This window comes from Sulfuricurvum sp. (genome assembly GCF_028713855.1).
Classification (GTDB): domain Bacteria; phylum Campylobacterota; class Campylobacteria; order Campylobacterales; family Sulfurimonadaceae; genus Sulfuricurvum.
This window is the reverse complement of record NZ_JAQTNN010000006.1, coordinates 32,855-59,371: the sequence shown is the minus strand read 5'-3', so window position 1 is coordinate 59,371 and position 26,517 is coordinate 32,855. Positions and strand designations below refer to the sequence as shown.

Sequence of the window (26,517 nt, the reverse complement as noted above, 5' to 3'; positions counted from 1 at the left end):
CAAAAAATTTCACTCCAGGGCTGGCAATGAAGGTTTCACTGACACACGTACCCCATATCGCGACGCGAATCGCCGTCGATCTTAGCCGCAGCGGTTTGGTTACTATGACCAAAGGGCTTGAAAGTACCGCTAAAGAGGCTGAAAAAGTGTTGGCTGCCAACATTAAAAAAGAGATCGCTTTGGAAGAAAAAGTCAAAGAGATCGTTAATGCAAATGAAGAGCAGATCGATTTTTATCTTGCGGATGAGCGACAACTCTTTTTTATGATCAAAAAGAAATTAGCACCGGAATTCGGTGTTGTACTTTCGTATGAAGACCGTTATTCAGATATTGCACATCAGATACTTAATGAATTATACGAAGAAGATTTGATTAACTACGATGTCAGTGAAAATCGTATCAAAAATATTATTTATGATGCGATAACCGGTTCTATCGCCGATTCGAGCGAGATTGAGAGTGCGGTATATCAAAAACTTAAAAGCTATAAACGTGATCTTATTCCCGGAACCGATGAATATGAGATCGTGTATGAAAAACTCTATAAAGATGAATTGGTTAGACGGGGGATGGCATGATGCGTGATGTTTGGATTTATCTCGAAAATGGGATGTATCTAAGTGCCAAAAGCTTTGGTGCTGATACGACAGCCGTAGGCGAAATCGTTTTTAATACCTCAATGAGCGGGTATCAAGAGATTATTACCGATCCTTCGTATGCAGGGCAATTCGTAACGTTTACTATGCCTGAGATCGGTAATGTCGGTGTCAATGATGAAGACATGGAGAGTTCCAAAGCGCACTGCAAGGGTATCCTTGTTCGTCAATACCAAACTCATTATTCAAACTTTCGTGGACAAGAAGCATTGCATACTTTTTTAGAAAAACACGGAATTATCGGAATTTGTGACATCGATACCCGCTATATCACTAAAATGCTTCGCACTGAAGGTGCAATGATGATGATCGCATCGACAAAAGTGAGTGATAAAGAGGAACTCAAAAAACTTCTTGAGAGTTCACCGCGTATCGAAGAGATCAACTACATTGAAGAAGTAAGCACTAAAACATCATACGTTCATCGTAACGGTATCTACGATCCGTTTAGCTTCCGATATAACGATGCTCCGACACCTAAAGCTAAAATCGCCGCAATCGATTTTGGAGTTAAACGCAATATTCTAAATGAGTTGACCGAAGCTGGATTGGAAGTAGAAGTACTTCCGAACTCATTTAGTGCGGATGAGTTGATTGCACGTTATGACTCTAAAGATATTGACGGTGTTTTCTTATCAAACGGTCCGGGAGATCCATTGGTCCTAAAGCGAGAGCAAGATGAGATCAAAAAGCTCATTGCACGCAAAATACCGTTATTTGGAATTTGCTTGGGGCACCAGCTTTTAAGTATAGCGCACGGGTACGATACCCATAAACTTAAATTCGGTCATCACGGTGGAAATCACCCGGTCAAAAATGTTCAAACAGGGATGGTAGAGATTACGGCTCAAAATCATAATTATAATGTTCCTGAATCAGTACGTGATATTGCCGAAGTAACGCATGTAAATCTATTTGATAATACGATCGAAGGGCTGCGCTATCACAGTGGGCATGTCTTTTCTGTTCAGCATCATCCTGAATCAAGCCCCGGCCCAAAAGAGAGTCGCTACATATTCAGTGAATTTCTTCAACTCCTTCAGCGCTAATCTCCCCTTCGGGGAATAAAAATCCCTTTTTTGACGATAAAATTATCGATGTGTGTTACTTTTTTTCACTCAAATCTGTAAATTAGCTTAAAATAATCACTTTGTTACAAAAGTGTTAAGAACATTTAATAATTTAAGATTCCTTAAATACTCCGGTTGCTATCATTAGAGCGTTTAATAGCCTACTTTTGTTACAAAAGTGTTAAGGGCATCTTTGATTTCACATATTTTGTTGCGAAGTCAGAGGTGCCCTAATAGGCTCTTATGCTTTGAATCTTTAAGGAGGTCGTAAATGGAGAATCGTCCATTGGAGTATGATTACACGGTTGCGAAGATGTTTATGCTTACAACTGTGTTACTCGGAATCGTCGGGATGCTTGTCGGCGTTATTTTGGCTTGGGAAATGGCATTTCCTGCTGTCAATACTATCGCGGGATCAGGATTGGCAGAATATACAAACTTCAGCCGTCTACGCCCGTTGCACACCGATGCAGTAATTTTTGGATTTACCCTTAGTGGTATTTGGGCTACTTGGTACTATGTTGGCCAACGTGTTCTAAAAGTATCAATGGCGGAATCAAAATTCTTGATGTTCCTTGGTAAATTGCATTTTGCCCTTTACCTATTGGTCGTTGTTGCAGTTGTTGGTTCACTATTGATGGGTATCACTACATCAAAAGAGTATGCTGAATTTGAATGGCCGATCGATATCGCGGTTGTTTTAGTTTGGGTTATCTGGGGTATGTCTATTTTTGGTTTGATCGGTATTCGCCGTGAAAAATCATTGTATATCTCTATTTGGTATTACATCGCTACTTTCTTGGGTATCGCTATGTTGTATCTTTTCAACAATATGGAAATTCCAACGTATTTCGCATCAGGCGGAATTGGTTCATGGTATCACTCTGTTTCAATGTACTCAGGTACAAATGATGCGTTGGTACAATGGTGGTATGGACACAACGCGGTTGCGTTCGGATTCACAGTACCTATCGTTGCGATGATCTATTACTTCCTTCCAAAAGAGTCTGGTCAAGCGGTTTATTCATATAAATTGTCTCTTCTTGCGTTCTGGGGATTGATGTTTGTTTACCTTTGGGCCGGCGGACACCACTTGTTGTTCTCGACTGTTCCTGACTGGATGCAAACAATGGGTTCTGTTTTCTCAGTTGTATTGATTCTCCCATCATGGGGTTCTGCGATCAATATGCTCCTTACAATGAAGGGTGAATGGCAACAAGTAGCATCTAGCCCATTGATCAAATTTATGATCCTTGCGTCTACATTCTATATGTTCTCTACACTTGAAGGTCCGATCCAAGCGATCAAATCAGTTAATGCTTTGGCTCACTTTACAGACTGGATCGTCGGTCACGTACATGATGGTGTTCTTGGTTGGGTTGCGTTCATGATTATGGCAGCACTTTTCCACATGGCTCCTCGTGTATTCAAACGTGAGATTTATTCTAAATCATTGATGAACACACAATTCTGGATCCAAACTCTTGGTGTTGTATTGTATTTCACTTCTATGTGGATTGCAGGTATTACACAAGGTATGATGTGGCGTGCGCACGATGAATTCGGTAACCTTGCTTACTCATTCATCGATACAGTTGCCGTATTACACCCATATTTCACAATCCGTGCAGTTGGTGGTACATTATATCTAGTAGGTATGTTCTTGTTTGCATTCAATATGTATAAAACAATGACAAGCTCTCGCCGTGTTGAAGAGAGTGAACTTCAAAACGCATCGCCTATGGGCGCATAATAAGGAGGGGAAAAATGTTTCACTGGTTAGAAAAACACCCGTTCTTTTTCGCGGTAGCGGTGTTCTTAACAATCGCGTTTGCAGGTCTTATTGAAATTTTGCCAAACTTTGCGGAAGCGTCTCGTCCGGTCATCGGTACGAAACCTTACAGCACACTTGAATTGGCTGGTCGTCACGTATACATCAAAAATAGCTGTAATGCGTGTCACTCACAATTGGTTCGTCCGTTCAAATCTGAAACTGACCGTTACGGTCACTACAGCTTGAGTGGTGAATATGCGTATGATCGTCCGTTCCTTTGGGGTTCAAAACGTACTGGTCCGGATTTGATGCGTGTAGGAAACTATCGTACAACCGACTGGCATGAAAACCACATGAAAGATCCTGCAGCAGTTGTTCCAGGTTCAATTATGCCGGCGTATACATGGATGTTTAAAAATACAGCGGATATCGATACTGCATATGCAGAGATGCTAACTGTTAATAAAGTGTTCAAAACACCTTATAACACTGAACTTCCTATGGCTGACGGCTCAAAAGCCACAGTTAAAATGGCAGCAACATTGGATGAAGCACATACGGATGCTCTCGAAGAGGCAAAAGTGATTGTAGCAGACATGAAAGATCAAGATGTTAAAGATGCGGTAGCAGCGGGCAAAATCCCTGAAATCGTTGCGCTTATTGCGTACCTTAACAGCTTGAAATAAGGAAGAGTGCGTGGATATTAGTACCTTTCAAGCTTATGCTTACTTTTTCTTTACCGCCTTTATGGTGGTAGTACTGTATGCGTACATCTATCATTTGTACAGCTCACAGTGGAAAGGGAAGCGCGATTATGAAAAGTACGGTGATATCGCGCTACATGACGAGATAACCGATCAACCGATCGAACACGTCTCTCAGAATGATGATAAAAAGTAGGAGGCATAAATGAATAAGACAGTACTTGCTGCTATCATAGTTGTAATTGCAATGCTTGGCTTCACCTATGTCGCTGTCGGTTCAGCCGGCGGTATGGGCGGAGAAGGTGACTGGGTTAATAAACTCGCTGTTGTCGGTGCAGTTGTCCTCGTAATCGTAACGGCGTTTGTCGTTACCAAATACGTTAGACAAATGCAATTTGACCGTGCAAGCGGTAAACTTGCAGATGAGAATTGGGACGGAATTGGAGAATATAAAAACGAACTTCCTTTTGGATGGGCGGTTATTTTTCTTGGTATGACTATTTGGGCGATTTGGTATTTTCTTGCAGGATATCCGGTTAATGCGTATTCACAAATTGGTGAGTACAATGAAGAAGTTGCAGCTCACGATGCAAAATTCGAAGCACAATACGCGAATATGGACGATGCTACTCTTAAAGAGATGGGCGGGTCAATCTTTATCGTACAATGTGCACCGTGTCACGGTCTTCAGGCTGATGGTATGGACGGCAAAGCGGCAGATTTGAATCACCGTATTGCTGAGGCGTCAATCAAGCACGTGGTTCAAAACGGCTCTAACAACCAACTTCTCGGTATGGAAATGCCGATGCCGGATCGTAATGGTTTGATGAATGCTAATACCGGTGCATTAGTTACTGATGCAGAAATCGATGCGGTAGCTAAATATGTGGCTGGCGGAATGAAAGGCACTGCAGGTGCTGATGTATTCGCTGGTACATGTGCTGCATGTCACGGACCTGACGGTAAAGGTATGGATATGGTTGCTCCTAATATCGCTGAATTCAATCCTACGCTTGTAGCGAATGTATTGAAACACGGTAAAAAAGGTTCAATCGGTCAAATGCCGGCATTCAACAACTTGACTGAAGTTCAAGTTAAAGCGCTTGGTGCCTATGTCACCGGCCTTAGCAAATAAGGAGAGTCATAATGGAAAATCGTGGTATTTTTACATTGGACGGTATCACTGGTATGTTAATCGCAACCGTGTTGCTCCTCTCTATCCTTGTCGGTTTGACCGTGTGGGGATTGGGTGTACAACAAGGCAGTGCAGCTAACTTTTACCAAATTCAAAACGAAAAAGAGATCAAAATGATTAGCACTGAAAACGCTACTCATAAGATCGATGTAAAATAAGGAGTTTAGTATGGCAAGTATCATGGATAAACTCATCACTATTGCGTTGGTGATTTCAGCAGCTGTCACATTGTGGGCAGTTGTTACACCTAACCATCTTTTCATCGGGTAAGGGTAGCGTTTGTTACTCTCGCGAGGGCTGGCGGCCCTCACCTTCTTAACCCTTTTTTCTTTCTCACTGAATGCGGAATATTTATATAAAGACGATGTTGTCAATAATCCTAAATTTGCGGAACAAATCAATGCGATCGGCACTGAGCTAAAAGCTAAAACGGGTGTTTCACTCTATTTGGTTATGGCGCGGGACGTTGAAGAGAATCAAAGCATTGCTGATTTTGAGAAGCAATTAGTCTCTGAGGTTGGAGAACCAGCCGTTATTATGACATTTATAGAGCTGAAACAGCAGGTTGATATTTTAGCTCGTCCCGTCTCTTTATACGAACATTTTAACAAAGCACAAATTCTCAGTCCCAATGCAACTTTTATCGGTTCGGTGGTGAGTGCAATCATGTTTGCACGCAGTTATGATGAAGCCAAAGAGCTTATTGTTAACCGTGGCGGGACAATTTTGCCTATTTTGGCCGAAAAAACCAAAGGTGGTGAAACAGTACAAAAATATTCGGTTGCAATGTATAACGGGTATAGTGATACTGCGGATCAGATTGCGGCAGCGCAGGGGGTAACATTAAGCTCATCTGCCGGAAACGGAAGTAAAAACTTTATCGATATTTTACGGATTGTTTTTTACGGTATCATTCTATACGGTCTTTCACGATATGTATATGGACGTTTTTTTCGTCGCAAGAAAGGTGATAATGTTTAAAAATCCCGGTACAAAATGGCCTATTATTATTGCATTGTCGATTGCAGGCGTAATTGGAATGTCAGTGGTTACTATTAAAATTGCTTCCAGCCATCCGGTCGAGATGTCAAATTATGAAATGCTTAGTTATCATGATTATGATCATGGCGTGAATGATATTATTGAAGCTAAAATCGCATTTGATAAAAAATACTCAATTGTATTCTTGACTCCGCAGATTTTGGAGAAAGGGACGGTTATTGAATATAAGATAACCGATAAATCGGGTAATGCGGTCAATAATGCAAAAATTGAAGCAGTTCTTACTCGTCCTGATCTCAATAAATTTGATGTTAATCTCACTAACCCGTCTATAAGTGAGGGGAAGTACACCTTTAATCCGGTAGATCTTCCAAAAGTAGGGCGTTGGGATATTCTGACAAAAGTCACTGTTGGTAGTGACAAACGCTTCTTCAACCTCAAAGCCGATACTCGTAATCCGGATACCCTCGAATTTTAATTTTCTTTTTTTCCCGAATTAACTTCTTCCCCTTTAGGGGAAATTGACTACAATATCCTCCATAATGACATATATTTTTAGATTCAAGACACAATCTGTTACGATTAAAAAAACAATAGGAATGCTGGATGAATAAAGAGTGTATTGTTTATCCAACTTCTCGTTGTATTCGTGAAACTGTGGCAGAATCGATAGAGAGCTTTCTTCCTCATATGATAACAATGGGTGAGTTTCTATCACGTGCGTACGTAGCCATAGGAAAAATCGTTCCTGATGAGGATTTACGTCTTTTGGCAATGCACGAGGCGTCTGATTTTTCGGGGTTTGCCGCACTCAACATCGAGCGAAACTTTTTCAGTTTCATCCAAAATTCAGAGTATCTATTCCGTTTTTTTGAAGAGCTTTCTTCTGAACAAGTACCCATCGCAACCCTCCAAGCAGTTGATGTCTACGGCGAGTATGAGGAGCATATAGCGATCCTTATGCGACTTCGTGAGCGCTATGGAGAGATATGTGTCAGCAAGGGGTGGTCGGATAGGATATTCAACTCTGAACATACAACTATCCAGCACGATTTTTTGCGAAACTATGAAACGATAACAATTATTGTAGAGGGGTATTTGAGCCGTTATGAGATTGCACTTCTTAGGGAGTGTGCAAAGCACTTAGAGGTTATTTTGCACTACAATACGACGGTATACAACCGTAAAATGACGGCACGCTTAGAAGAGATTGGTTTTGAGCTGAGTGAGGGGAATGCGTATCGATTATCGCTGCGTGATATACGAATCATTGCTGATATGCCACTTCGAATTAACCGCTTGGTAACGTGTGAAGTGTTTCATACCCGTCTCTCCCAAATCGGATTTATCAAAGCTTCAGTCGAAGCGTTCGTGGAAGAGGGGATAGCACCGGAGAGAATTGCGGTAGTCCTACCTGATGAAGATGCGGCATTGATGCTCAAAGAATTCGATACTGAGGGAAATTTCAACTTTGCGATGGGGACGTCTTTTAGCAATAGCGTACTCTACCGGGAGTTAGAGAGTATTACTCTCTTTTTAGATGAAGCGAGTGTTCTCAACCGTGAACGTATCCGAAACGTCAAAGCTTCCACAATTGACTGGTTTAAATCCCGTTATCCTCAAAAATTTCAGTTTTCACAACTAGAAGAATTGATTGCATTAATGGAAGATGCGGATGAAACGTCGATTGAAATGATACGCGATGAATTGCATCGATTTAGTCATCTGTCACATGCGTTGGAACAGATGGATTTTCGAGCGGTATTTCGAATTTTTATGAACCGTTTACGCCAGCAAAGTATTGATGATACACGAGGAGGCAAGATCACTGTTATGGGATTGCTAGAAACACGGGGGGTAGCATTTGATGGTGTTGTGATTATTGATTTTAATGAAGGATATGTCCCGCATAAGAGCGAAAAAGACCTTTTTCTAAATACTAAAACACGCGAATATGCGGGATTGCCTAGTGCACATGATCGTGAATCGCTCCAGAAGCACTATTACTCAATGCTTTTTAATCGAGCCAAAAAGGTGGCTATCGGGTGCGTCCAAAATGCCGAGTCGGTACCGTCACGGTTTTTACTGCAGCTAGGAATTAAGAGTATACCGGCCGCATACCGCTATGAAGAGATTTTGTTTCCTCTACCTAGTTTTAACGAACGGCAGGTTCAAACGTATGAGAGTGAATACGATTTTACGGCTCAGCCGCTCTCAGCGAGCGGGATTAAAACTTTTTTGAGCTGCAAAAGAGCCTTTTATTATCGCTATTTAGAACGTATACGTGATCATGAACTGCCTCGTGATCTGTCTCAGGAGAGAGACATCGGTAATGAGCTCCACAGTGCATTGGAGAAGGTGTATAAACTACAAGAGCGATATTCATCTGCAACACAGATCAAAGAAACTCTTTGCACCTTATGGGAAGAAGAAAAATCGAATGATTCGCTGGAACGGTATATGAAACGGCTATGGATCGATAAGTTAGATCCATTTTATACTTGTGAAGCATCACGATTCGCTTTAGGCTCAAAGGTTCTCTACACCGAAAAAGAGGTGAGCGTCGAAGTAGAGGGGATAAAACTAAATGGCCGGATTGACCGGATCGATGAAAATGGCGGTTTTCTTGAAGTAATCGACTACAAAAGCGGCAAATATCCCGATACCGATAAAGAGCCTAAAGAGAGCGATGTTGATTATCAGCTGAGTGTTTATGCTCTTCTCGCAGGGGAGCTGGGGAAAGTGGCACGATGCGGTTATTATGATTTGGGGAAAGGGGAACTCAAGTTTGAGCAGTTTTTGGAGGCAAAAATCGCCAAACTGCGAGAGATTTTGGCAACTATGGCTTCGCAAAAAATCTGGAACTGGGAGATGTGTGATGATATGGCCCGATGCCGTAACTGTCCCTATACCTACCTCTGTCATCGGGAGGTGATGCGTGGAATTTGAACCGTTTTTAGCCTATGAAGCGAGTGCGGGGAGCGGCAAAACCTTTAACCTCGTCGTCCGATATTTGAGTCTTTTATTTATGGGGGAGAGTGCCTCTTCGATTGTTGCGTTAACGTTTACCAATAAAGCGGCGAATGAGATGCTGGAGCGGATTATCCTCACTCTCGAAGAACTTCCTACGCGGAGCGAACTGCCTCAAATCGCACGGCTCAGCGGGATCGATGAAGCCACTATTTTAGAGGAGCGTCCCAAGGTACTATCACGCTTTCTCCGTTCTGATATTCAAATCTCCACTCTTGATAAATTTTTCGGGCGGATTTTACGTAAATTTGCCCTCAATGCGGGGATAATGCCGACCTTTAAAACGATTCAAAACCATCATGAGAGTGCACTTTTAGAACGGTTTTTGAATGAAGTGGAAGTGTCCCGTGCTTCAGAAGCACTGGTGCATCTTTCTCTTTTGAGCGATAAGCGGCTTAGCGATTTGTTTGGACTCCTTAGCGCCCTTTATTCCAAATACAAAGAGCTGGATATGCAAAGCTATGAGGGGATCAATGCACCCGAAGAGACGATAGGACTGGCAATGTCTCTTGCCGGGGAGCTTTCAACTCTCGCTCTCTCTAAACCGCTCAGTGATCGTGCCCGAAAAACGATGCAGTTTGAGAGCTACGAGGAACTTCTGGGGAAAACATGGCTCCTCAAGCCAAGCATGGAGTATTGGGATTTTAAAAAAATCTATGAGCCTCGAATGGATGAATTGCTTCATGAAATTCAAAGTGCAGTGGCTTCCCAGATGCGCCGTCGCGAAGTACTCTATTTTAAAGAGTTATTTGCCATATTAAAGCTTTACATCAAAAGCCGTCAATCAATGGCGGTACAGAGTAATGAACTAAGTTTCGATGATATCACTCTTAATGTCCATACGCTGCTACGTGAGAAATTAGAGAGTGAATTTCTCTACTTCAGGCTCGATTCTCGTCTCAAACATCTCCTCCTGGATGAGTTTCAAGATACCAGTGTGATCCAGTTTGATATTCTTCGACCACTGATCGAAGAGATCCGATCAGGTGTTGGGGTGAACGAGGGGGGAAGCTTCTTTTTTGTTGGGGATGTAAAACAGTCAATCTACCGTTTTCGCGGAGGCGTGAGCGCCCTTTTTCACCAAGTGGCAGAGTTGTTTGATGTACGCTTAGAACCGCTAAAAGTGAACTACCGTTCCCGAAGCGAGATCGTCGATTTCGTTAATCGTTCTTTCGAGGGGAAGATTAAAGGGTATATTCCGCAACAGAGTCCGCAAAGCTCGGCGGGGGGATATGTTGAGGTTCTAAACAGTGACGATCTACTCGAAACATTATGTGAGCGGGTTGCAGTACTGATCGGTAAAGGGGTTGTACCGGAAGAGATTGCTATTTTGACTGCTACCAACAAAGATGGAAGTGCGGTAGAGGAAGTGTTGAGTGAGCGCGGATATGACGTGGTGACCGAGACAACCGCCCGTCTTATCGCACAACGGAGTGTTCGTGCTATCATCGAATATCTGCGCTATTGCTATTTCGGGGAAGGGATTTACCGCTCTAACTGTGCTGCACTACTTGGTATCCAGAGTGAGATGATTGAACAAGCCGGTGTTGATGAAGTCTCTACAGCGGTGATTGCATTTATCACGAGATTTAGGATTGCCGATAAAAGTGCCTTGATGTTTATCGAAGCACTTCGCGGTTACCGCGATATTGAAGAGGTGGTATTTGAGATTGACCGACTAGAGAGCACCTCGCCCCAAAGTGATCTCAAAGGGATTCGGATTATGACGGTTCATAAATCCAAAGGACTGGAGTTCGAACATGTCATAGTCTGTGACAGACTTGGAATCGCCAGAAGTCATAATGATGCAATTGTTTATGACTATGAAGGGGCACAGTTACAGGGGATGCACTATCGGATCAAAGGGCGCGAAGCCCTCGATCCGGCCTATGCCAAAGCGCTGGAAGCGGAAAAGAGAGCTTCCGATGAAGATCAGCTTAATGCTCTCTATGTTGCCCTCACCAGAGCGGTTGAATCGCTGATGGTAATTGCAAAAATGAAAAACTCATGGTTTGATCCCTTGGAACTTACTGCCTCAGAACGCGGAATATTAACAATCAAAAGACAAAAAACAGAGCTTGCCCTTCCTTTAAAAAGATTGAATTTTAAAGCACTACAATTCGGTGCGCAGGAAGAGACGCTCCGATCTCACAAAGAAGCAACACATGATTATGCGGCGGTTCAATTTGGTATAGCCCTTCATTACACGCTAGAGATGATGGGAGATTTTACATCGGTATCACTGCCTATGGCTTTGGAATCAACCCGCAATCGCTACGGAGCTGTGTTGTATTCAGGAGCAATGGAAGAGATTGCAAAAAGAGCAGAGTTTTTGATTCATGATGAGACCTTCCAAGCCCTTGTGCAAGGGATATGGCGTAAAGAACAGATGATACGCCACAAAGGAAATCTTGGGGTGATTGATTTGTTGATACAACGTGAAAAGGGATGGGTCATTATCGATTACAAAAGCGGTCGCGAAGAAGAACAAAAACATCGAGAACAGGTCAATCGCTATTGCGAGGCGATCCATTCATCTACCGGTGAGGAAACAGAGGGGTATTTGTGTTATTTGTTGGAAGATAGAGTCGAATGGGTAAAGTGCTTATAAAAAACTTAATTTCAGCAGACTATAAGTTTAAAAGGGTACAATTTCGCCACTATTTATAGAGACTTTAAAAGGAGACTCAAGATGAAATTTACTAAAATTGCTTCACCTGAGCAAATCGACCGTAAATGGGTTTTGATCGATGCAGAAGGGAAAACATTCGGTCGTTTGATGACGGATGTAGCAGCTCGCCTTCGCGGAAAAGACAAACCTTATTTTACCCCAAATATTGACTGTGGTGACTTTGTTATCATTATCAATGCATCTAAAATCGTAATTAACGGTGGCGGAAAATTGGCAACAAAAGAATACCACACTCACAGCGGTTACTTCGGTAGCGTTAAAAGTGTAAAAATGACAGAGCTTTTGGCTACTAATCCAGAAAAACTCTTTAAACTCGCAGCTCGCGGTATGCTTCCTAAAACAAAATTAGGTCGTGCGATGTTGAAAAAACTAAAAATCTATGCAGGTGCTGAACACCCTCACTCTGCACAGATCGCTAAGTAAGGATAAACCATGGCAAAAACGTATGCAACCGGCAGAAGAAAATCTTCGATCGCTAAAGTATGGCTTGCTCCGGGTACAGGTAAAATCACTGTAAACGGTCTTTCACTCGATGCATGGCTCGGTGGTCTTGAAGCAAAGAAATTGCGTGTTACTCAACCGCTTTCGTTGACTAAACAAGATACATCGGTTGATATCACTGCATCTACTACAGGCGGTGGTTTCTCAGGACAATCTGATGCACTTCGCCACGGTATCTCACGTGCTCTTTGTACGTTTGATCCGGCTTTCCGTGCTGTATTGAAACCGTACGGAATGCTTACTCGTGATGCTCGTATCGTTGAGCGTAAAAAACCGGGTAAACGTAAAGCACGTCGTTCTCCTCAATTCTCAAAACGTTAATCGTTGTTTCTCCTCTTTCGGGGAGAATTTTCTTTTTCCTCTTTAAATTTCTTTTTCATCCCTCACTATAACTATCAATTGCAATCCTATTAGTATTTAATGACTATAATACCGTATTTTATTCAAGCGGAGTTTCGGTGTTATTTTCTTTTTCAAAGCCTATCAGAGCACGAACGGCAGTGATCGCCGTCGCATTATTATTTGTTATTTTTGCTAATGGAGCTTTTTTTAAACATGTTGCTGAAGTCTATCCGCTAACAGGCGGAAATTTTCTTTTTGTTTTGTCACTGGGTATTGTACTTCTGTGTGCAACGGTAATTGTTTTGACTCTGCTCAGTTGGCGGTATACCCTTAAACCTGTACTGATCACCATTTTGCTGGTATCTTCTTTGGTTGCCTATTTTATGGATGCTTATGATGTTGTTATCGATAATCATATGATCCAAAATCTTTTAGAGACTAATATCAAAGAATCGGCTGATTTATTGAGTTTGAAACAGGTACTCTATTTTGTCGTATTGGGAGTTATCCCTTCGCTGGCAGTCTATCGACTGAAAATTATCCCCGTTACATTCAAAACAACGCTTGTGGATAAGGCAAAAGTTATCGGGATTGCGCTTGTCATTACGGTTGCGGTGATTTTTAGCTTTAGCAAATATTACACCTCATTTTTCCGTGAACATAAACCGTTGCGTTATTATGCTAATCCGGCTTATTACCTCTATTCGATCGGCCATTATACCGCCGAGACATTTTCACATCCTTATTCCGGTATTGCTCCTATCGGCCAAGATGCCCGCATAGCCCCCTCATTAGAGCCTCGAAAACTGATGATACTTGTTGTCGGCGAAGCCGTGCGATGGGATCATTTTGGTCTTAACGGGTATTCGCGCGATACGACGCCGTTGCTGAAGAAAGAGGATATTATCAACTTTACGCAGTTTACCTCGTGCGGTACAGAGACAGCGGTATCGGTGCCGTGTATGTTTTCTCCGTTTGGGCGAGAACATTATGAAAAAGAGCAGGCATTGCATACTGAAAATGTTTTGGACGTACTCAAACGTGCCGGAGTCAATATTCTTTGGCGTGAAAACAACTCCGATTCCAAAGGGGTTGCTAAACGGGTGGTGTTTGAAGACTATCAAACGTCTGAGAAAAATACGATCTGCACTGATGGAGAGTGCCGTGACGAGGGGATGTTGGTCGGATTGCAAGAGTACATTGACTCCCATCCGAAAGGGGATATCGTTATCGTCTTGCATCAGATGGGAAACCATGGGCCGGCGTATTACAAACGCTATCCTAAAGAGTATGAGAAATATACCCCTGTCTGTAAGACTAATCAGCTTGAACAATGCTCAAAAGATGAGATAACCAATGCCTATGACAATACCATCCTTTATACGGATACATTTTTGTCCAAAGTGATCGGATTGCTCAAAGGAAATGATGAGCGTTTTGCAACGGGAATGTTTTATCTTAGTGATCATGGCGAATCATTAGGTGAGAAAGGCCTTTATCTTCACGGGTTCCCTTACAGCATTGCGCCTGAAGCACAAAAACATGTACCTGCGGTGATGTGGTTCGGTAAACAGTTGAATGTTGACAAAATTAAAATAGCAGCCTCTGCTAAAGAACCGCAGAGTCAAGATTCATTGTTTCATACGCTCTTGGGTTTTGCGGATGTGAATACTTCTATTTACAAACCTGAACTCGATTTGCTGCATGTCGGCCGCTAAAAATATTTGGGTGACCGCCCTTGTATTGGTCGTAGCAATTCTCTTTTTTGGTCTGAGCGGAACCGATGTCTGGGTACAAAAACATTTTTATAATCCCCTGAGCCATCAATGGATTGTTGATACCAATAACACGGTTCTCAAATTTATTTTTTACGACGGTATCAAACGTTTGCTTATTATTGTCGCCGTTTTATTGTTAGTCGGATTAATCGTGGGATGGAATCGCTCATGGATGAAGTCGTACAGAAGAGGATTAATCATTGTTATTTTATCCTCGATAGCCGTTCCTCTCCTTGTTGGTTCGTTGAAAGCGGTGACCAATATACCTTGCCCTAAAAATCTTGCGATATTTGACGGAGCTTACCCCCATACCTGTGTCTGGGAAAAATACCCGAGTGCTTTTTGTCAAAAAGAGAAACAAAAATGCTGGCCGGCAGGGCATGCCAGCGGCGGGTTTGCTTTGATGTCGCTCGTTTATCTGTTTCATACTCGCAGAGCAAAAGTAGCGGCGATGTCATCGGCCATGGTAATCGGCTGGAGTATGGGGTCATATAAAATGCTGATCGGAGATCATTTTCTTAGTCATACAGTCATTACGATGATTATGGCGTGGCTGATTATTTCCATAATCGTTTATGCAATGGATCGGTGGAAAGCGAGACGTTTAACGTGAAGTTTTTACTCCTTCTTTTGCAAAGTGTCTGGCTGGTCGCTTCAACACTTCATCTTAGCGCCTCTTCCAATCCTGCACGCCTTAACCCACTGATTGCAACTGATTCAGCCAGTGCCTCTATCGCAGGTTTTATGTTTAACGCATTGGTTAAATACGATGAAACCGGTCAAAAAATTATCGGTGATTTGGCAGAATCGTATAGATTTGTCACTCCGACGATAATCGAGTTTAAACTTCGTCACGGGGTTAAATGGCATGACGGGAAACCCTTTACTGCTGCAGATGTCCTTTTTACGTACGAGCTGATTAAATCACCTAAAACGATCACCCCTTACGCATCCGATTTCAGGGTGATTAAAAACGTCAGTGTCATAGATGATTATACGGTACGTGTAGTATATGAAAAACCCTATTTCAAAGCACTGGAAGTGTGGATGATGGGGATTGTCCCCCGCCATATTCTCAGTCATGAGAGTGATATTATGGGATCTGCATTTAATACTCACCCGATCGGGACGGGACCATATATTCTTACAAAACTGGAATTTTCAAAACAAATTGTTTTGGAAGCGAATCCAATTTATTTTGAACACCGCCCTAAAATTGATAAAATCGTTTTTCATGTCATCAGTGACCCAATGACCCGCTTTCTGATGCTAAAATCGGGGGAGATTGATGTTGACAGTTTGGAGAGTATGCAATATGAACGGCAAATTGATACCGCTTTTCATAAACATTTTGCAACGCTGGAATTACCATCGCACAGTTACACGTATCTAGGCTTTAACCTGCGGCTTAAAAAATTCCAAGATGCGCGTGTTCGTCAAGCATTATCGCTTGCCATCGATCGACAAAAATTAATAGATATTTTATTTTTGAAACACGGGCATGTGTGTACGGGTCCTTTTTTGCCCGGAAGTAAAGGATTTAATGATTCTATAAAAGCACCAAAACAAAACCTGATTCAAGCAAAAGCACTTCTAAAAGCGGCAGGATACGATTCGGTACACCCGTTAGAGTTTGAGATCGCTACATCAAACTCCAATGCTATCCGTCCGTATGCAGCGGAGATTTTACAGCGGCAGTTACTTGATGTCGGAGTTAAAGTGACATTGCGGGTGATGGAGTGGCAGGCATTTTTAAATACGGTCGTTGCCCCGCGTAAATTTGATACGGTTCTTCTTGGCTGGTCACTCTCTTTAACACCTGATCCTTATGCATTGTGGCATAGTGATAGCGATGTACCAGGCGGGTTTAATTTGGTAGGATATCATTCGCATCAAGCAGATAAACTGATTGAGAAAATGGAGAGTTCAACCGACCCGGAGACGATTGCCGTGTTGCAACGTCAAATTTTTGCACAGATTTCCGGGGATAACCCGTATCTGTTTTTGGTGATTCCTAATGAGATAAATGTCTACAGTCGACATATTTCCGGGATTAAACCGACGATTAATGGTATTTGGGAAGATTACATAGATTGGGAGAAAAAATAATGCAGCCAATTATTTTATTTGATTTAGACGGAACATTGATCGACTCTACCGAAGCAATTTTAGAGAGTTTTCATCATACCCTTAAAACCCACGGAATGCAAACATCGGTAAATGACGAGATGATTACGTCGCAGATCGGACATACACTAGAGACGATGTTCACAGAGGTTGGGGTAAAGTCTGAACTCATCGATATTCATGTGGCGACCTATAAGCTTTATTATCGTGAAATAGCGCGGCAAAAGACCGTGCTGCTCCCCGGTGCGGCGGAAGCCGTTCGTGAAGCATCAACGTTTGCCCGTTTAGGAATTGTTACCACAAAAACAGGGCTTTATTCACGTGAATTGATGGAACATTTTGAGTTAATGCACTATTTTGAGACGTTGATAGGGCGCGAACATGTGGAAAATCCAAAACCGCATCCTGAACCGATTTTTAAAGCATTGGAACAAATGGGCAACCCTTCAGAGCATGTTTGGATGATAGGAGATACCCTTTTGGATATCGAAGCATCCAACCGTGCAGGAATCAAATGCGTCGCAGTAACCAGTGGATATGATAAGATAGAACAATTGGTCACATTAACAGATATTATACAACCCAATGCTTTTGAAGCAGTCCGATACATCGCTCAGAGGGGATGAAAGTAACACTTTGTCTTTGATTCTTAAGCTCGTACCAGGTGAAAAGCTACATTTAAGAGCAACTTTCATAGAATACACCTATTGATAAAATTCAACTTAAAAACTTAAGTCAGAGGGAGAATTCATGCTAGAAATTCGATGGCATAGTCGAGCTGGGCAAGGTGCTGTAACAGGTGCAAAAGGTCTAGCTGACGTAGTATCTACCACCGGTAAGCATGTTCAAGCATTTGCATTTTACGGTTCCGCTAAACGTGGAGCTGCGATGACCGCCTATAACCGTGTTGATGATAAAGTCATTATGAACCATGAAAAATTCATGGCTCCAGATTATGTTTTGGTAATTGACCCTGCACTTGTTTACGTGGCCGATATTACAGCAAATGAAAAAGAGAATACCGTCTATATCATTACAACACATATGAGTACTGAAGAGCTAATTGCCTCACAACCTAAACTTTCGGGTAAAAAAGTTTATACTGTAGACTGTATTAAAATCTCACAAGAGACTATCGGGAAAGCGATTCCTAATACACCGATGTTAGGTGCTTTGATGAAAGTATCAGGAATGTATGAGATGGACTTTTTCAAAGAGAACATGATACGGGTATTGAAAAAATTACCACAAAAAATTATCGATGCTAACATGATCGCGATTCAACGCGCGTATGATGAAGTGAAGTAAGGAGCACATGATGGAAAAAAAAGGATGGGATGGGTTCGAAATCGGTGCCATGCTCCGAACATTTGATGGAGCGGTTCGTGATATTGCAACAACGCTTCCTGAAAATCGCCCTTATTCACAATCAAGCTCATTTACTGCGAGCGTAGCAGACTGGCGTATTGAAAAGCCTTTGTTTAACAAAGACTACTGTATTGATTGCCAATTTTGCTGGGTATATTGTCCGGATATGTCGATTATTTCTCGTGATAAAAAAATGATCGGAATCGATTTTGATCATTGTAAAGGGTGCGGGATTTGTGTCGAAGTATGTCCGACGAACCCAAAATCGCTTTTGATGTTCCCGGAACAAAAAGACGAAGAGAGCGCACTTGCCGAATGGCCTAAAAAAGAGAAAAAAGCTGATACTGAAGTGAAGGAAGACTAATGGCAGATACAATCGAACTACGCGATATTGAAGTCTGGGATGGGAATATGGCAGCAAGCCAAGCACTTCGTCAAGTACAAGTTGACGTTGTAGCGGCTTATCCGATTACCCCTTCGACTCCTATCGTAGAAGGATATGCAGGTTTCAAAGCAAATGGTTATGTTGACGGCGAATTTGTCATGACCGAATCCGAGCACGGTGCAATGTCATGTTGTATCGGTGCTGCAGCAGCAGGCGGACGTGTTGCAACGGCAACATCATCACAAGGCTTTGCATTGATGTTGGAAACGCTTTATTCCGCATCTGGAATGCGTTTACCGATTGTTCTCAATCTTGTAAACCGTGCTATCGGGGCACCTCTTAATGTTAACGGTGATCACTCTGATATGTACATGGGGCGTGATAGCGGCTGGATTCAATTCGGTGCTTATTCTCCGCAAGAAGCATACGATTTGAATTTTATTGCTTTCAAAGTATCCGAAGATCACGATGTCCGTTTACCGGCAATCGTTAACCAAGACGGATTTATGACGTCACACACGGCTCAAGGTGTTCATACTCTGAGCGATGAAGTGGCATACAACTTTGTCGGCGACTATAAACCGATGAACGATATGCTTGATTTGGATCATCCGGTAACTCATGGGGTTCAAACGGAAGAAGATTGGCATTTTGAGCACAAAGCACGTCAACAACATGCTTTGATGACAGCCGTATTACCAAAAATCCAAGCAGCATTTGATGATTTTGAAAAATTGTCAGGGCGTAAATACAATATTGTGGAATCGTACAATATGGACGATGCGGAAGTAGCGGTTGTTTGTATGGGAACATCGGTTGAAACAGCTCGTGAAGTAGCTGAAGAGATGCGTACACAACACGGTATTAAAGCCGGTGTCATCGGTATCCGTGTATTCCGTCCGTGGCCGCTTGAACAAATCGCTGCAGCATTGAAAGATGTTAAAGCAATCGGTGCATTGGATCGTTCAAGTCCACACGGCGCTATGGGTGCATTGTTTAATGAACTCTCAGGTTCATTGTTCAACACTGAGACTAAAGCGGTATTAACGAACTACATTTACGGGTTGGGCGGACGTGACTTAACCAAAGCACACTTAGTAGGTATCTTTACGGAACTCAAAGCAAATGCGGATGCACTCAAACCGACAACTCCGTTGCAACAATATATCGGTCTTCGCGGACCGAAACTCTCTTTTTTCTAAGGGGCAATTATGTCAGAAATTAAAAAAATTAAAAACCTCAAAGAGTTTTCTACTTCGGCAGATCGCTTTGAGGGGGCTAACCTTCTTTGCCCGGGCTGTGCCCATTCGATTATTGTTCGTGAAGTTTTAAATGCTACGAATGATGATTTGATTCTTGCGGCATCTACCGGATGTTTAGAAGTATGTACGGCGGTTTATCCGTATACGTCATGGGATGCTTCATGGATTCACATCGGATTTGAAAATGGTTCTTCTGCAGTAGCAGGTGCTGAAGCGATGTACAAAGCACTGAAAACAAAAGGGCGTTTGAAGCAACCTGATCGTACTCCTAAATTCGTTGCATTCGGCGGAGACGGTGCAACTTATGATATCGGTTTCCAATGGATTTCTGGATGTTTTGAGCGCGGACATAATATGATGTACGTTTGTTTGGATAATGAAGTCTATGCTAACACAGGAGGACAACGCTCAAGTTCGACTCCGATCGGTGCATCAGCGACGACTACTCCTGCAGGACGTATCAGTTACGGTGAAAAACGTAATAAAAAAGATATGATGGCGATTATGGCAGCACACGGTGCGCCGTACGTGGCTCAAGTCGCTCCGAACAAATGGAAAGACATGGTAGCTAAAATCCAAAAAGGATTTGCAGCAGAGGGCCCTGTGTTTATCAATGCGATGTCAGCCTGTACAACTGAGTGGAAATTTGCTCCGGAAGATACGATCTCTATCTCCGATTTGGCAACCGATTCATTGGTTTTCCCGTTATATGAAATTATCGATGGAACACAACTAAACATTACGTATCGTCCGAAAAATATTATTCCGGTACGTGATTACCTCGGTGCACAAGGACGTTTTAAACATCTTTTCACCAAGCAGAATGAGTACCTTATCGATGAATGGCAAGCACGTGTCGATGCCAAATGGGACTATCTCCAACGTCGTGAAGAGGCAAGTGTTTAAAAAACACTTCCTCCCCCTCTTTGCCTTATTCTTTTTTCTCAACCTTGGAACTCTCTTTGCTTTAACCTAACCAATAAAATCATTATTGGATCATCTATGTATCGTATGACCTATAACCACACCGGTGTCACCGGATGTTCCGCCCGCGGAATTGCAAAGCGTGAAAGTCTCCATGAACTGAAACAGCTTGCCGAAGAGCTAAAAGGCTCGATTTGTAATATTCACATCGAAAAAGTAAAAGATGATATGGATCAGCACTTGCCACTGGATGTGTTCGTGAATATGAAAGAGCTTCGTTGAGTCGATATTTTCTGGTTATAGATGCAGGGACGGGAAGTATCCGTGCAATCATTTTTGATGATTTAGGGAATCAAATTTCCATTGCACAATACGAGTGGGAGCATATTTCCGAAGAAAATGTTGCGGGATCGATGGGATTTGATTTTGTGCACGGTTGGGAACTTGCAAAACGGTGTATCCGAGAATCCATAGCTAAAGCAAATATCAGTGCTTCCGAAATTGTGGCGGTGTCAGCGTCGAGTATGCGAGAAGGGATTGTGGTTTATGACAGCGATAACCAAGAAATCTGGGGTGTTGCCAATGTCGACAGTCGCGCAGGTAAAGAAGTCGTTCAGCTAAAACGAAATAATCCTACACTTGAATTAGAATGTTATACCTCTAGCGGGCAAACCTTTGCCCTCTCTGCCGCACCGCGATTGCTGTGGCTGAAAAACAATCGTCCCTCTCTCTATGAAAAAGCACACTACTTTACGATGATAAGCGATTGGATACTCTTTAAACTCAGCAGTGAGTTAGCGTCTGAGCCTTCCAATGCGGGAACGGCGGGAGCTTTTAGTCTACAAAATCGCGATTGGGAAAAAAGCGAGTTTCAAAAATGCGGACTCAAAGAGTTGTTTGTTCCGATCAAAGAGAGCGGAGAGGTCTTAGGGCATATCAGTGAGAAAGCTTCGTTGGAATGCGGACTCAGCCGTGATACTCTCGTTGTCATGGGTGGCGGTGATGTTCAAATCGGCACCGCAGGTTTAGGCGCTTCGTCGCTCGGCGATGCGGTCGTATTAGGAGGGAGCTTTTGGCAGCAGGTGGTCAATATCCCCAGCAATACCGTACTCTCACACGATATGCTGTTACGGGTCAATCCTCATGTGGTTCAAGGGATGTCACAGGCAGAGGGAATCACCTTTTTTACGGGGTTGGTGATGCGCTGGTTTCGTAACAGTTTCGGATGTGGAAAAAGTTATGCGGAACTTGAAAAACTGGCGTCGTCGGTTCCGCTTGGATCGTATGGCATCACCCCGATCTTTAGCGATCGGATGAATTACGGTGAATGGATACACGCTTCTCCGTCGTTTGTGGGTCTGGGATTGGATGAAAATAAATACAACGTCGCATCGATGTTTCGCGCATTAGAAGAAAATGCATGTATCGTCAGTGCGATCAATCTGGAAAACATAAAAGCCTTTAGCGGCATCTCACCTAGTTCTATCACCTTTGCGAGCGGAGCATCCAACGGGGCATTATGGTCACAGATATTGGCCGATGTGACGGGGTTAGAAGTGCGTGTTCCAGTAGTCAAAGAGGCAACGGCACTGGGTGTAGCGATGGCATGCGGTATCGGTGCAGGGGTCTATAAAAGCTTTGAGGAAGCGGGAAAAAATATTGTCAAAATTGAACGCACTTTTGAGCCGAACTTAGCAAATCATACACAGTATGGTGAGATAAAAGAAAAATGGCTCAAAGTCTACTGCAAACAGATGGAGTTGGTACGTGAGGGGACATTGGAGCCGATGTGGAAGGCTCCCGGGATTTAGAACTGATACGCTTTAGGATCAAGCAAATCGAGTTCTTCAGTGTATTTATCGTCCACAAACGGCTCATAGTGCGATTTGTAGTAGGCATAGTGTTCCGTGTATTTATGCCCCTCTAGTGACTCCTCATCTGCCCACGATTCGACCGCGAAGAATTTACGCGGATTGTTTTGGGATTGGAAGATGTAATAAAACAGACATCCCGGTTCTTTCAGCGATGGGGCAACCATATCTTCCAATAATTTTTTCACCGTTGCGATGTGCTCTTCTTTGGCGATAAAGGTCACTTTTTTCGTAATTTTCATCTATATATTCCTTATTTTTTGAGTTTTGCTTGTTCTAATTCCCAGTATTCCATTTCGAACATCTGAGCCAATGTGAGAGATCCCCATCCTCCGAGCTGTTCGGCTGAGAGGATAGCGGTAATGGTATGTTTAACAATTTCACCGATGATACGGGACTCTTTTTCATCTTTACCCAGTACAACTATCCCGACTCCTTTTATAACCACATAACGTGGGGCAAGATCGAGGCAGATATGATCTGAAGAGGCATTGGCGTCGAAATAGGCTTTGTACTCTTTTGCAAAATGAGCGATCCCCTCTGCGATATTGTTATCGATGATAGCGGGGAAGGGTTTGATACGGATAACGTGTTCAGGGGTTAATCCCCCTTTTTTGACCAGAGTTTCGAGGTTAGGGAGAATGCTAAAGAGTTGTGCACGCGGTGAATCGATGATAAGGGGGAACACTTCGTATCCGCAAAGTTTTTCGACTTCTAAAGCAACAGCTTTTGGAAGAGAAGGGTCGCTTTTCCCCTCACAATCTCCGCATGCCAATGTAACGCGCTCACTCAAATACTCCTCGGCAACGGTGACAATGTCGATCATTTTCTCATAGGCACGACGTGCATCGTTATCAAACGTAAAGACGCCGTGATGCATCAGAATCATCCCTGAGATGGTGTCCCAGTCGATGTTACGGGTGACCTCATAGATATGTTTTGCCAGCTCAAACCCGGGCATCACGTAATCGATGATGAGCATACTCTCCCCGTATAGCTTTTGCACTAACACTTTAGCGTTAGGAGTATTGGTGAGGGTGACGACGGCATCGGCATGGGTATGGTCGACGTAATCATACGGGATGATAGCGTGGAGAATCGCTTCGATGGAGGGGTTCGGGTAACTTTGATCTGCCATCGCAGCACGTTGTTCGGCGACCATTTGGGTATCACTGAGAGTTTCGCGGGTCGCCATTTCGAGAAGTACATCGAGGTTTACAGGAGAAAATCCCCCCTTTTCGATCGTATCGAGATTCCAGCCAGATCCCTTGACGTAGAGGATATTATCGATTTTCACCGAGGTGTTTCCGCCACCGTGGAGAACTAACTCTTTGCTCTGACCCAAGAGTTGCGAGGTATAGACTCTCATAGCAAGCGGGTCATTTTGGTATTGCTCGGCGATTGTATCGTCAAAGAGGCTTGTCATAATTTGAGTTCCTTTTATTAGTGGGCAAATTATAGCGATGCAAGGATGAAATATGTTACTATTGCCACCATTAAAGATGAATTTTTAAGGATTATCATGCCGTTACTTGATAGCTTTACCGTTGACCACACCATTATGCCTGCCCCTGCCGTTCGTCGTGCTAAAGGGATGAAAACACCAAAAGGGGATGATATCACCGTATTCGACCTCCGTTTTTGCCGTCCGAATGAGGCGATTTTGTCGCAAGAGGGGATTCATACTTTGGAGCATTTGTTCGCCGGATTTATGCGCGATCACCTCAATTCTGCTCAAACGGAGATCATCGATATCTCTCCGATGGGATGCCGTACCGGATTTTACATGAGCGTTATCGGGACGCCGAGTGAAGAGGTCGTTGCTGATGCGTGGGAAGCGTCGATGAAAGATATTCTCGCGGTGGAAAAGCAAAGCGATATCCCCGAACTCAATATCTACCAATGCGGAACGTGTGCGATGCACTCTCTCGAAGATGCCAAAGCGATTGCGACCGAAGTGCTCCGAAAAGACATCGATATTATGGATAACGAAGCGTTGAAACTTGACCTCTCGAAGGTAGAGAAATAATGTTGCTTTTGCTACCGATGGACGGCGATGATACGCAGGAGTCTGAACTCACGGGAATTTTATCGGCAAAGTTTTGGGCAACGGTCGAAGTTGAAGAGGGGCGTGTCGTTGAGATCAGTTTTTACACTGACCGTTCTGAAATCGACGGATGGCTCGATGCCGTGATCGTCACCAACAACTATGAACCGGTGATGGAGTTCATCGACAATCAGATGATGGTCTTGGTCGCCCACACACAGCGCACCATCGATGATATCGTCGAAGCGTATCTTTTCCGCGAGCTGCACGATTTATCATTATGATCACTTCACTTCTCCATCCGACACCCCATACGAAAATTATGGTGGTGACAAGCCATTTGGATTCTATGACGGAGGAGTTGGGTGATTTCCTCGCTCCCTATGAGGGGTTGATTGATGGTTCACTTTTTCCGGGGGATCATCAGAGTCTAAACATTTTGCATAAAACTTTTACGATCAAAGATTATAAATCTCCTGCTGGAGGAGTTCCCCGCGATTACGCCAGTGTGATTGTACAGGATGTATTGCATCTGCATGAATCTCCACACAAATTTTTAGAGTTGCTTTACCGCATACTTTTGAATGCTTCCGAGATTATTATTCTCCAAAAAAATGGTTCTATGCCGATTACTGAGGTGGAAGAACTGCTCGATCAAGCCGAATTTCGGGCGATCAATGCAATGACCGATTTGATAGAGGGGTATGAGGTTATTGTGGCAAAAAAGATGCATATGTGGGGTAATGGATTATGAAAAAATGGGTACAAAGTGAGGATGGCAGTTACACGGCGTACAGCAGCGAATACGACGAACACTATCACTCGACCAAAGACGGTGCTCTCAACGAATCGCTCAAAAAACATATTGAACCTGCTTTCAAATTGCACTGTGAGAAAGATCACCTCCGACTCATCGACATCTGTTTCGGTCTGGGATTTAATACCCTTTTGAGCCTTTATTACCGTGATACCTATTTCCCCGGCACGACACTTGAAATCTACTCCCCCGAACTTGACGGTGATTTGGTTGCCTCTCTGGAGAGTTTTCCTTATCCTGAAATCTTCGAACCCTACCGAAACATCATCACTGACATCGCTACATTAGGCGGTTACGAGGATGAGAGGACTCAGATCACCGTCGATATTATGGATGCGCGGGTTGCGATGCGGGAGTTAGAGGGAGAATGGGATGTTTGCTATCAGGATGCCTTTAGCCCTTCGACCAATCCGATGTTGTGGACACGGGAATATTTTGCCGATGTCGCACGGCTGATGGGAGAGGAGGGGGTTGTTACAACCTATTCGACTGCTTTGGCTACACGGTTAGCACTTTATGAAAACGGGTTTAATATCTATCTTAATGCGGGAGAGGGGTATCGCAATGCGACGCTTGCATCACGTCGTGAGTTAGAGGGATATGAGAAAGTTGATATGGAGCATAAGATCGCCTGTAATCCTGATGCTCAAAGTCTTAGCGACGAAAATTTGGCTCTTTGAGGCGATAGTGCGTGATGAGGTGGCGCAGACGGTTTTCATTGAAGCGCCAAAAATGTTTAGGGTCAAAGTCGTGATGTTTGGTCATCATCTGAAACAGAGACTCTTCATCCAGATGCTTGTTGGCATTGTTACATTCCACCATAATCCGCTCCAACGTCTCGATCGATTCGGGTGTCGTATCATCATCGGCTAAGGGCTTTTGCGGGAGAAAGAGATACACTTTATAAAGTGCCAGGACAAGTCCGCTGGCAAATGCGAGCATCATTATGAGTTCAACGGTTTTCAATACTTC

The 26,517-nt window shown here is 43.2% G+C and carries 31 protein-coding genes; 28 read left to right on the top strand and 3 right to left on the bottom strand.

The window, feature by feature from the left end; translation table 11 throughout:
* The first annotated feature begins 26 nt into the window (after positions 1 to 26).
* From PHI47_RS07110 to lsrK, 24 genes are all read left to right on the top strand, one after another.
* The gene (locus PHI47_RS07110; protein ID WP_299924219.1) at positions 27 to 578 is read left to right on the top strand and encodes a DUF507 family protein; all 552 of its coding nucleotides are present in this window, start codon (positions 27 to 29) and stop codon (positions 576 to 578) included.
* Positions 578 to 1,705: a glutamine-hydrolyzing carbamoyl-phosphate synthase small subunit gene (carA, locus tag PHI47_RS07105; protein ID WP_299935772.1), complete on the top strand. Its 1,128-nt coding sequence runs from the start codon at positions 578 to 580 to the stop codon at positions 1,703 to 1,705. Before PHI47_RS07110 ends, carA begins: the two co-directional genes overlap by 1 nt.
* Before the next feature lie 292 nt (positions 1,706 to 1,997).
* Positions 1,998 to 3,479, top strand: coding sequence for a cytochrome-c oxidase, cbb3-type subunit I (gene ccoN / locus PHI47_RS07100; RefSeq protein ID WP_299935501.1), 1,482 nt, complete (start codon positions 1,998 to 2,000; stop codon positions 3,477 to 3,479).
* Between the two features lie 14 nt (positions 3,480 to 3,493).
* Positions 3,494 to 4,186, top strand: coding sequence for a cytochrome-c oxidase, cbb3-type subunit II (ccoO, locus tag PHI47_RS07095; protein ID WP_299935498.1), 693 nt, complete (start codon positions 3,494 to 3,496; stop codon positions 4,184 to 4,186).
* A gap of 10 nt (positions 4,187 to 4,196) precedes the next feature.
* Positions 4,197 to 4,400: a cytochrome c oxidase, cbb3-type, CcoQ subunit gene (locus tag PHI47_RS07090; RefSeq protein WP_299935496.1), complete on the top strand. Its 204-nt coding sequence runs from the start codon at positions 4,197 to 4,199 to the stop codon at positions 4,398 to 4,400.
* Between the two features lie 9 nt (positions 4,401 to 4,409).
* Positions 4,410 to 5,339 (top strand): c-type cytochrome, encoded by a 930-nt coding sequence (locus PHI47_RS07085; RefSeq protein WP_299935494.1) that lies wholly within the window; start codon positions 4,410 to 4,412, stop codon positions 5,337 to 5,339.
* Between the two features lie 11 nt (positions 5,340 to 5,350).
* Positions 5,351 to 5,557, top strand: a complete 207-nt coding sequence (locus PHI47_RS07080) for a DUF4006 family protein (RefSeq protein ID WP_299935491.1) — start codon at positions 5,351 to 5,353, stop codon at positions 5,555 to 5,557.
* A 10-nt stretch (positions 5,558 to 5,567) separates the two neighbouring features.
* Positions 5,568 to 5,669 carry a hypothetical protein gene (locus tag PHI47_RS07075; protein ID WP_299935490.1) on the top strand — a complete coding sequence of 34 codons (102 nt, stop codon included), beginning with the start codon at positions 5,568 to 5,570 and terminating at the stop codon, positions 5,667 to 5,669.
* Positions 5,670 to 5,678: 9 nt separating this feature from the next.
* Entirely contained in the window at positions 5,679 to 6,380 is a 702-nt protein-coding gene (locus tag PHI47_RS07070) for a 3-dehydroquinate dehydratase (RefSeq protein WP_299935489.1), read from the top strand.
* Positions 6,373 to 6,879, top strand: coding sequence for a FixH family protein (locus PHI47_RS07065; RefSeq protein ID WP_299935487.1), 507 nt, complete (start codon positions 6,373 to 6,375; stop codon positions 6,877 to 6,879). Before PHI47_RS07070 ends, PHI47_RS07065 begins: the two co-directional genes overlap by 8 nt.
* A 128-nt stretch (positions 6,880 to 7,007) precedes the next feature.
* Positions 7,008 to 9,350 (top strand): PD-(D/E)XK nuclease family protein, encoded by a 2,343-nt coding sequence (locus PHI47_RS07060; RefSeq protein WP_299935485.1) that lies wholly within the window; start codon positions 7,008 to 7,010, stop codon positions 9,348 to 9,350.
* Entirely contained in the window at positions 9,340 to 12,042 is a 2,703-nt protein-coding gene (locus PHI47_RS07055) for a RecB-like helicase (protein WP_299935483.1), read from the top strand. Before PHI47_RS07060 ends, PHI47_RS07055 begins: the two co-directional genes overlap by 11 nt.
* Positions 12,043 to 12,123: 81 nt before the next feature.
* Positions 12,124 to 12,546 (top strand): 50S ribosomal protein L13, encoded by a 423-nt coding sequence (rplM, locus tag PHI47_RS07050; RefSeq protein ID WP_299935481.1) that lies wholly within the window; start codon positions 12,124 to 12,126, stop codon positions 12,544 to 12,546.
* A gap of 9 nt (positions 12,547 to 12,555) precedes the next feature.
* Entirely contained in the window at positions 12,556 to 12,945 is a 390-nt protein-coding gene (gene rpsI, locus PHI47_RS07045) for a 30S ribosomal protein S9 (protein WP_299935479.1), read from the top strand.
* 137 nt (positions 12,946 to 13,082) lie between these two features.
* Positions 13,083 to 14,684, top strand: coding sequence for a phosphoethanolamine--lipid A transferase (locus tag PHI47_RS07040; RefSeq protein WP_299935477.1), 1,602 nt, complete (start codon positions 13,083 to 13,085; stop codon positions 14,682 to 14,684).
* Positions 14,671 to 15,357, top strand: a complete 687-nt coding sequence (locus PHI47_RS07035) for a phosphatase PAP2 family protein (protein ID WP_299935474.1) — start codon at positions 14,671 to 14,673, stop codon at positions 15,355 to 15,357. The genes PHI47_RS07040 and PHI47_RS07035 overlap by 14 nt, the downstream gene beginning before the upstream one ends.
* The gene (locus PHI47_RS07030; RefSeq protein ID WP_299935473.1) at positions 15,354 to 16,853 is read left to right on the top strand and encodes a peptide-binding protein; all 1,500 of its coding nucleotides are present in this window, start codon (positions 15,354 to 15,356) and stop codon (positions 16,851 to 16,853) included. The genes PHI47_RS07035 and PHI47_RS07030 overlap by 4 nt, the downstream gene beginning before the upstream one ends.
* Complete coding sequence (locus PHI47_RS07025) at positions 16,853 to 17,497, top strand: HAD family hydrolase (protein WP_299935471.1); 645 nt, start codon at positions 16,853 to 16,855, stop codon at positions 17,495 to 17,497. Before PHI47_RS07030 ends, PHI47_RS07025 begins: the two co-directional genes overlap by 1 nt.
* A 124-nt stretch (positions 17,498 to 17,621) precedes the next feature.
* On the top strand, positions 17,622 to 18,179 hold the full coding sequence (locus PHI47_RS07020) for a pyruvate flavodoxin oxidoreductase subunit gamma (RefSeq protein ID WP_299935468.1): 558 nt from the start codon (positions 17,622 to 17,624) through the stop codon (positions 18,177 to 18,179).
* A 10-nt stretch (positions 18,180 to 18,189) separates the two neighbouring features.
* Positions 18,190 to 18,603, top strand: a complete 414-nt coding sequence (locus tag PHI47_RS07015) for a 4Fe-4S dicluster-binding protein (RefSeq protein WP_299935771.1) — start codon at positions 18,190 to 18,192, stop codon at positions 18,601 to 18,603.
* Complete coding sequence (locus PHI47_RS07010) at positions 18,603 to 19,826, top strand: 2-oxoacid:ferredoxin oxidoreductase subunit alpha (protein WP_299935466.1); 1,224 nt, start codon at positions 18,603 to 18,605, stop codon at positions 19,824 to 19,826. Before PHI47_RS07015 ends, PHI47_RS07010 begins: the two co-directional genes overlap by 1 nt.
* A 9-nt stretch (positions 19,827 to 19,835) precedes the next feature.
* Positions 19,836 to 20,792 carry a thiamine pyrophosphate-dependent enzyme gene (locus tag PHI47_RS07005; protein WP_299935464.1) on the top strand — a complete coding sequence of 319 codons (957 nt, stop codon included), beginning with the start codon at positions 19,836 to 19,838 and terminating at the stop codon, positions 20,790 to 20,792.
* A gap of 105 nt (positions 20,793 to 20,897) precedes the next feature.
* A complete protein-coding gene (locus PHI47_RS07000) occupies positions 20,898 to 21,092 on the top strand; it encodes a hypothetical protein (protein WP_299935462.1) in 195 nt (64 codons plus the stop codon).
* Positions 21,089 to 22,621 carry an autoinducer-2 kinase gene (lsrK, locus tag PHI47_RS06995; protein WP_299935459.1) on the top strand — a complete coding sequence of 511 codons (1,533 nt, stop codon included), beginning with the start codon at positions 21,089 to 21,091 and terminating at the stop codon, positions 22,619 to 22,621. The genes PHI47_RS07000 and lsrK overlap by 4 nt, the downstream gene beginning before the upstream one ends.
* Here lsrK and PHI47_RS06990 read toward each other — a convergent pair.
* Together PHI47_RS06990 and PHI47_RS06985 are read right to left on the bottom strand one after the other, a co-directional pair.
* Positions 22,618 to 22,923: a putative quinol monooxygenase gene (locus PHI47_RS06990; RefSeq protein WP_299935457.1), complete on the bottom strand. Its 306-nt coding sequence runs from the start codon at positions 22,921 to 22,923 to the stop codon at positions 22,618 to 22,620. The two genes, lsrK and PHI47_RS06990, sit on opposite strands and share 4 nt — an antisense overlap.
* Positions 22,924 to 22,934: 11 nt before the next feature.
* Positions 22,935 to 24,107: a class II aldolase/adducin family protein gene (locus tag PHI47_RS06985; protein ID WP_299935454.1), complete on the bottom strand. Its 1,173-nt coding sequence runs from the start codon at positions 24,105 to 24,107 to the stop codon at positions 22,935 to 22,937.
* 96 nt (positions 24,108 to 24,203) lie between these two features.
* Here PHI47_RS06985 and luxS point away from each other — a divergent pair, with 96 nt between their 5' ends.
* Genes luxS through PHI47_RS06965 form a run of 4 tightly spaced genes read left to right on the top strand, consistent with a single transcriptional unit; the run spans position 24,204 to position 26,225 of the window.
* Entirely contained in the window at positions 24,204 to 24,710 is a 507-nt protein-coding gene (luxS, locus tag PHI47_RS06980) for an S-ribosylhomocysteine lyase (RefSeq protein WP_299935769.1), read from the top strand.
* The gene (locus tag PHI47_RS06975; RefSeq protein ID WP_299935451.1) at positions 24,710 to 25,012 is read left to right on the top strand and encodes a hypothetical protein; all 303 of its coding nucleotides are present in this window, start codon (positions 24,710 to 24,712) and stop codon (positions 25,010 to 25,012) included. The genes luxS and PHI47_RS06975 overlap by 1 nt, the downstream gene beginning before the upstream one ends.
* The gene (locus PHI47_RS06970) at positions 25,009 to 25,482 is read left to right on the top strand and encodes a hypothetical protein (RefSeq protein WP_299935449.1); all 474 of its coding nucleotides are present in this window, start codon (positions 25,009 to 25,011) and stop codon (positions 25,480 to 25,482) included. The genes PHI47_RS06975 and PHI47_RS06970 overlap by 4 nt, the downstream gene beginning before the upstream one ends.
* Positions 25,479 to 26,225 carry an MnmC family methyltransferase gene (locus tag PHI47_RS06965; RefSeq protein WP_299935446.1) on the top strand — a complete coding sequence of 249 codons (747 nt, stop codon included), beginning with the start codon at positions 25,479 to 25,481 and terminating at the stop codon, positions 26,223 to 26,225. Before PHI47_RS06970 ends, PHI47_RS06965 begins: the two co-directional genes overlap by 4 nt.
* Here PHI47_RS06965 and PHI47_RS06960 read toward each other — a convergent pair.
* A complete protein-coding gene (locus PHI47_RS06960) occupies positions 26,200 to 26,511 on the bottom strand; it encodes a hypothetical protein (RefSeq protein WP_299935444.1) in 312 nt (103 codons plus the stop codon). The genes PHI47_RS06965 and PHI47_RS06960 overlap by 26 nt on opposite strands.
* Positions 26,512 to 26,517 lie beyond the last annotated feature (6 nt).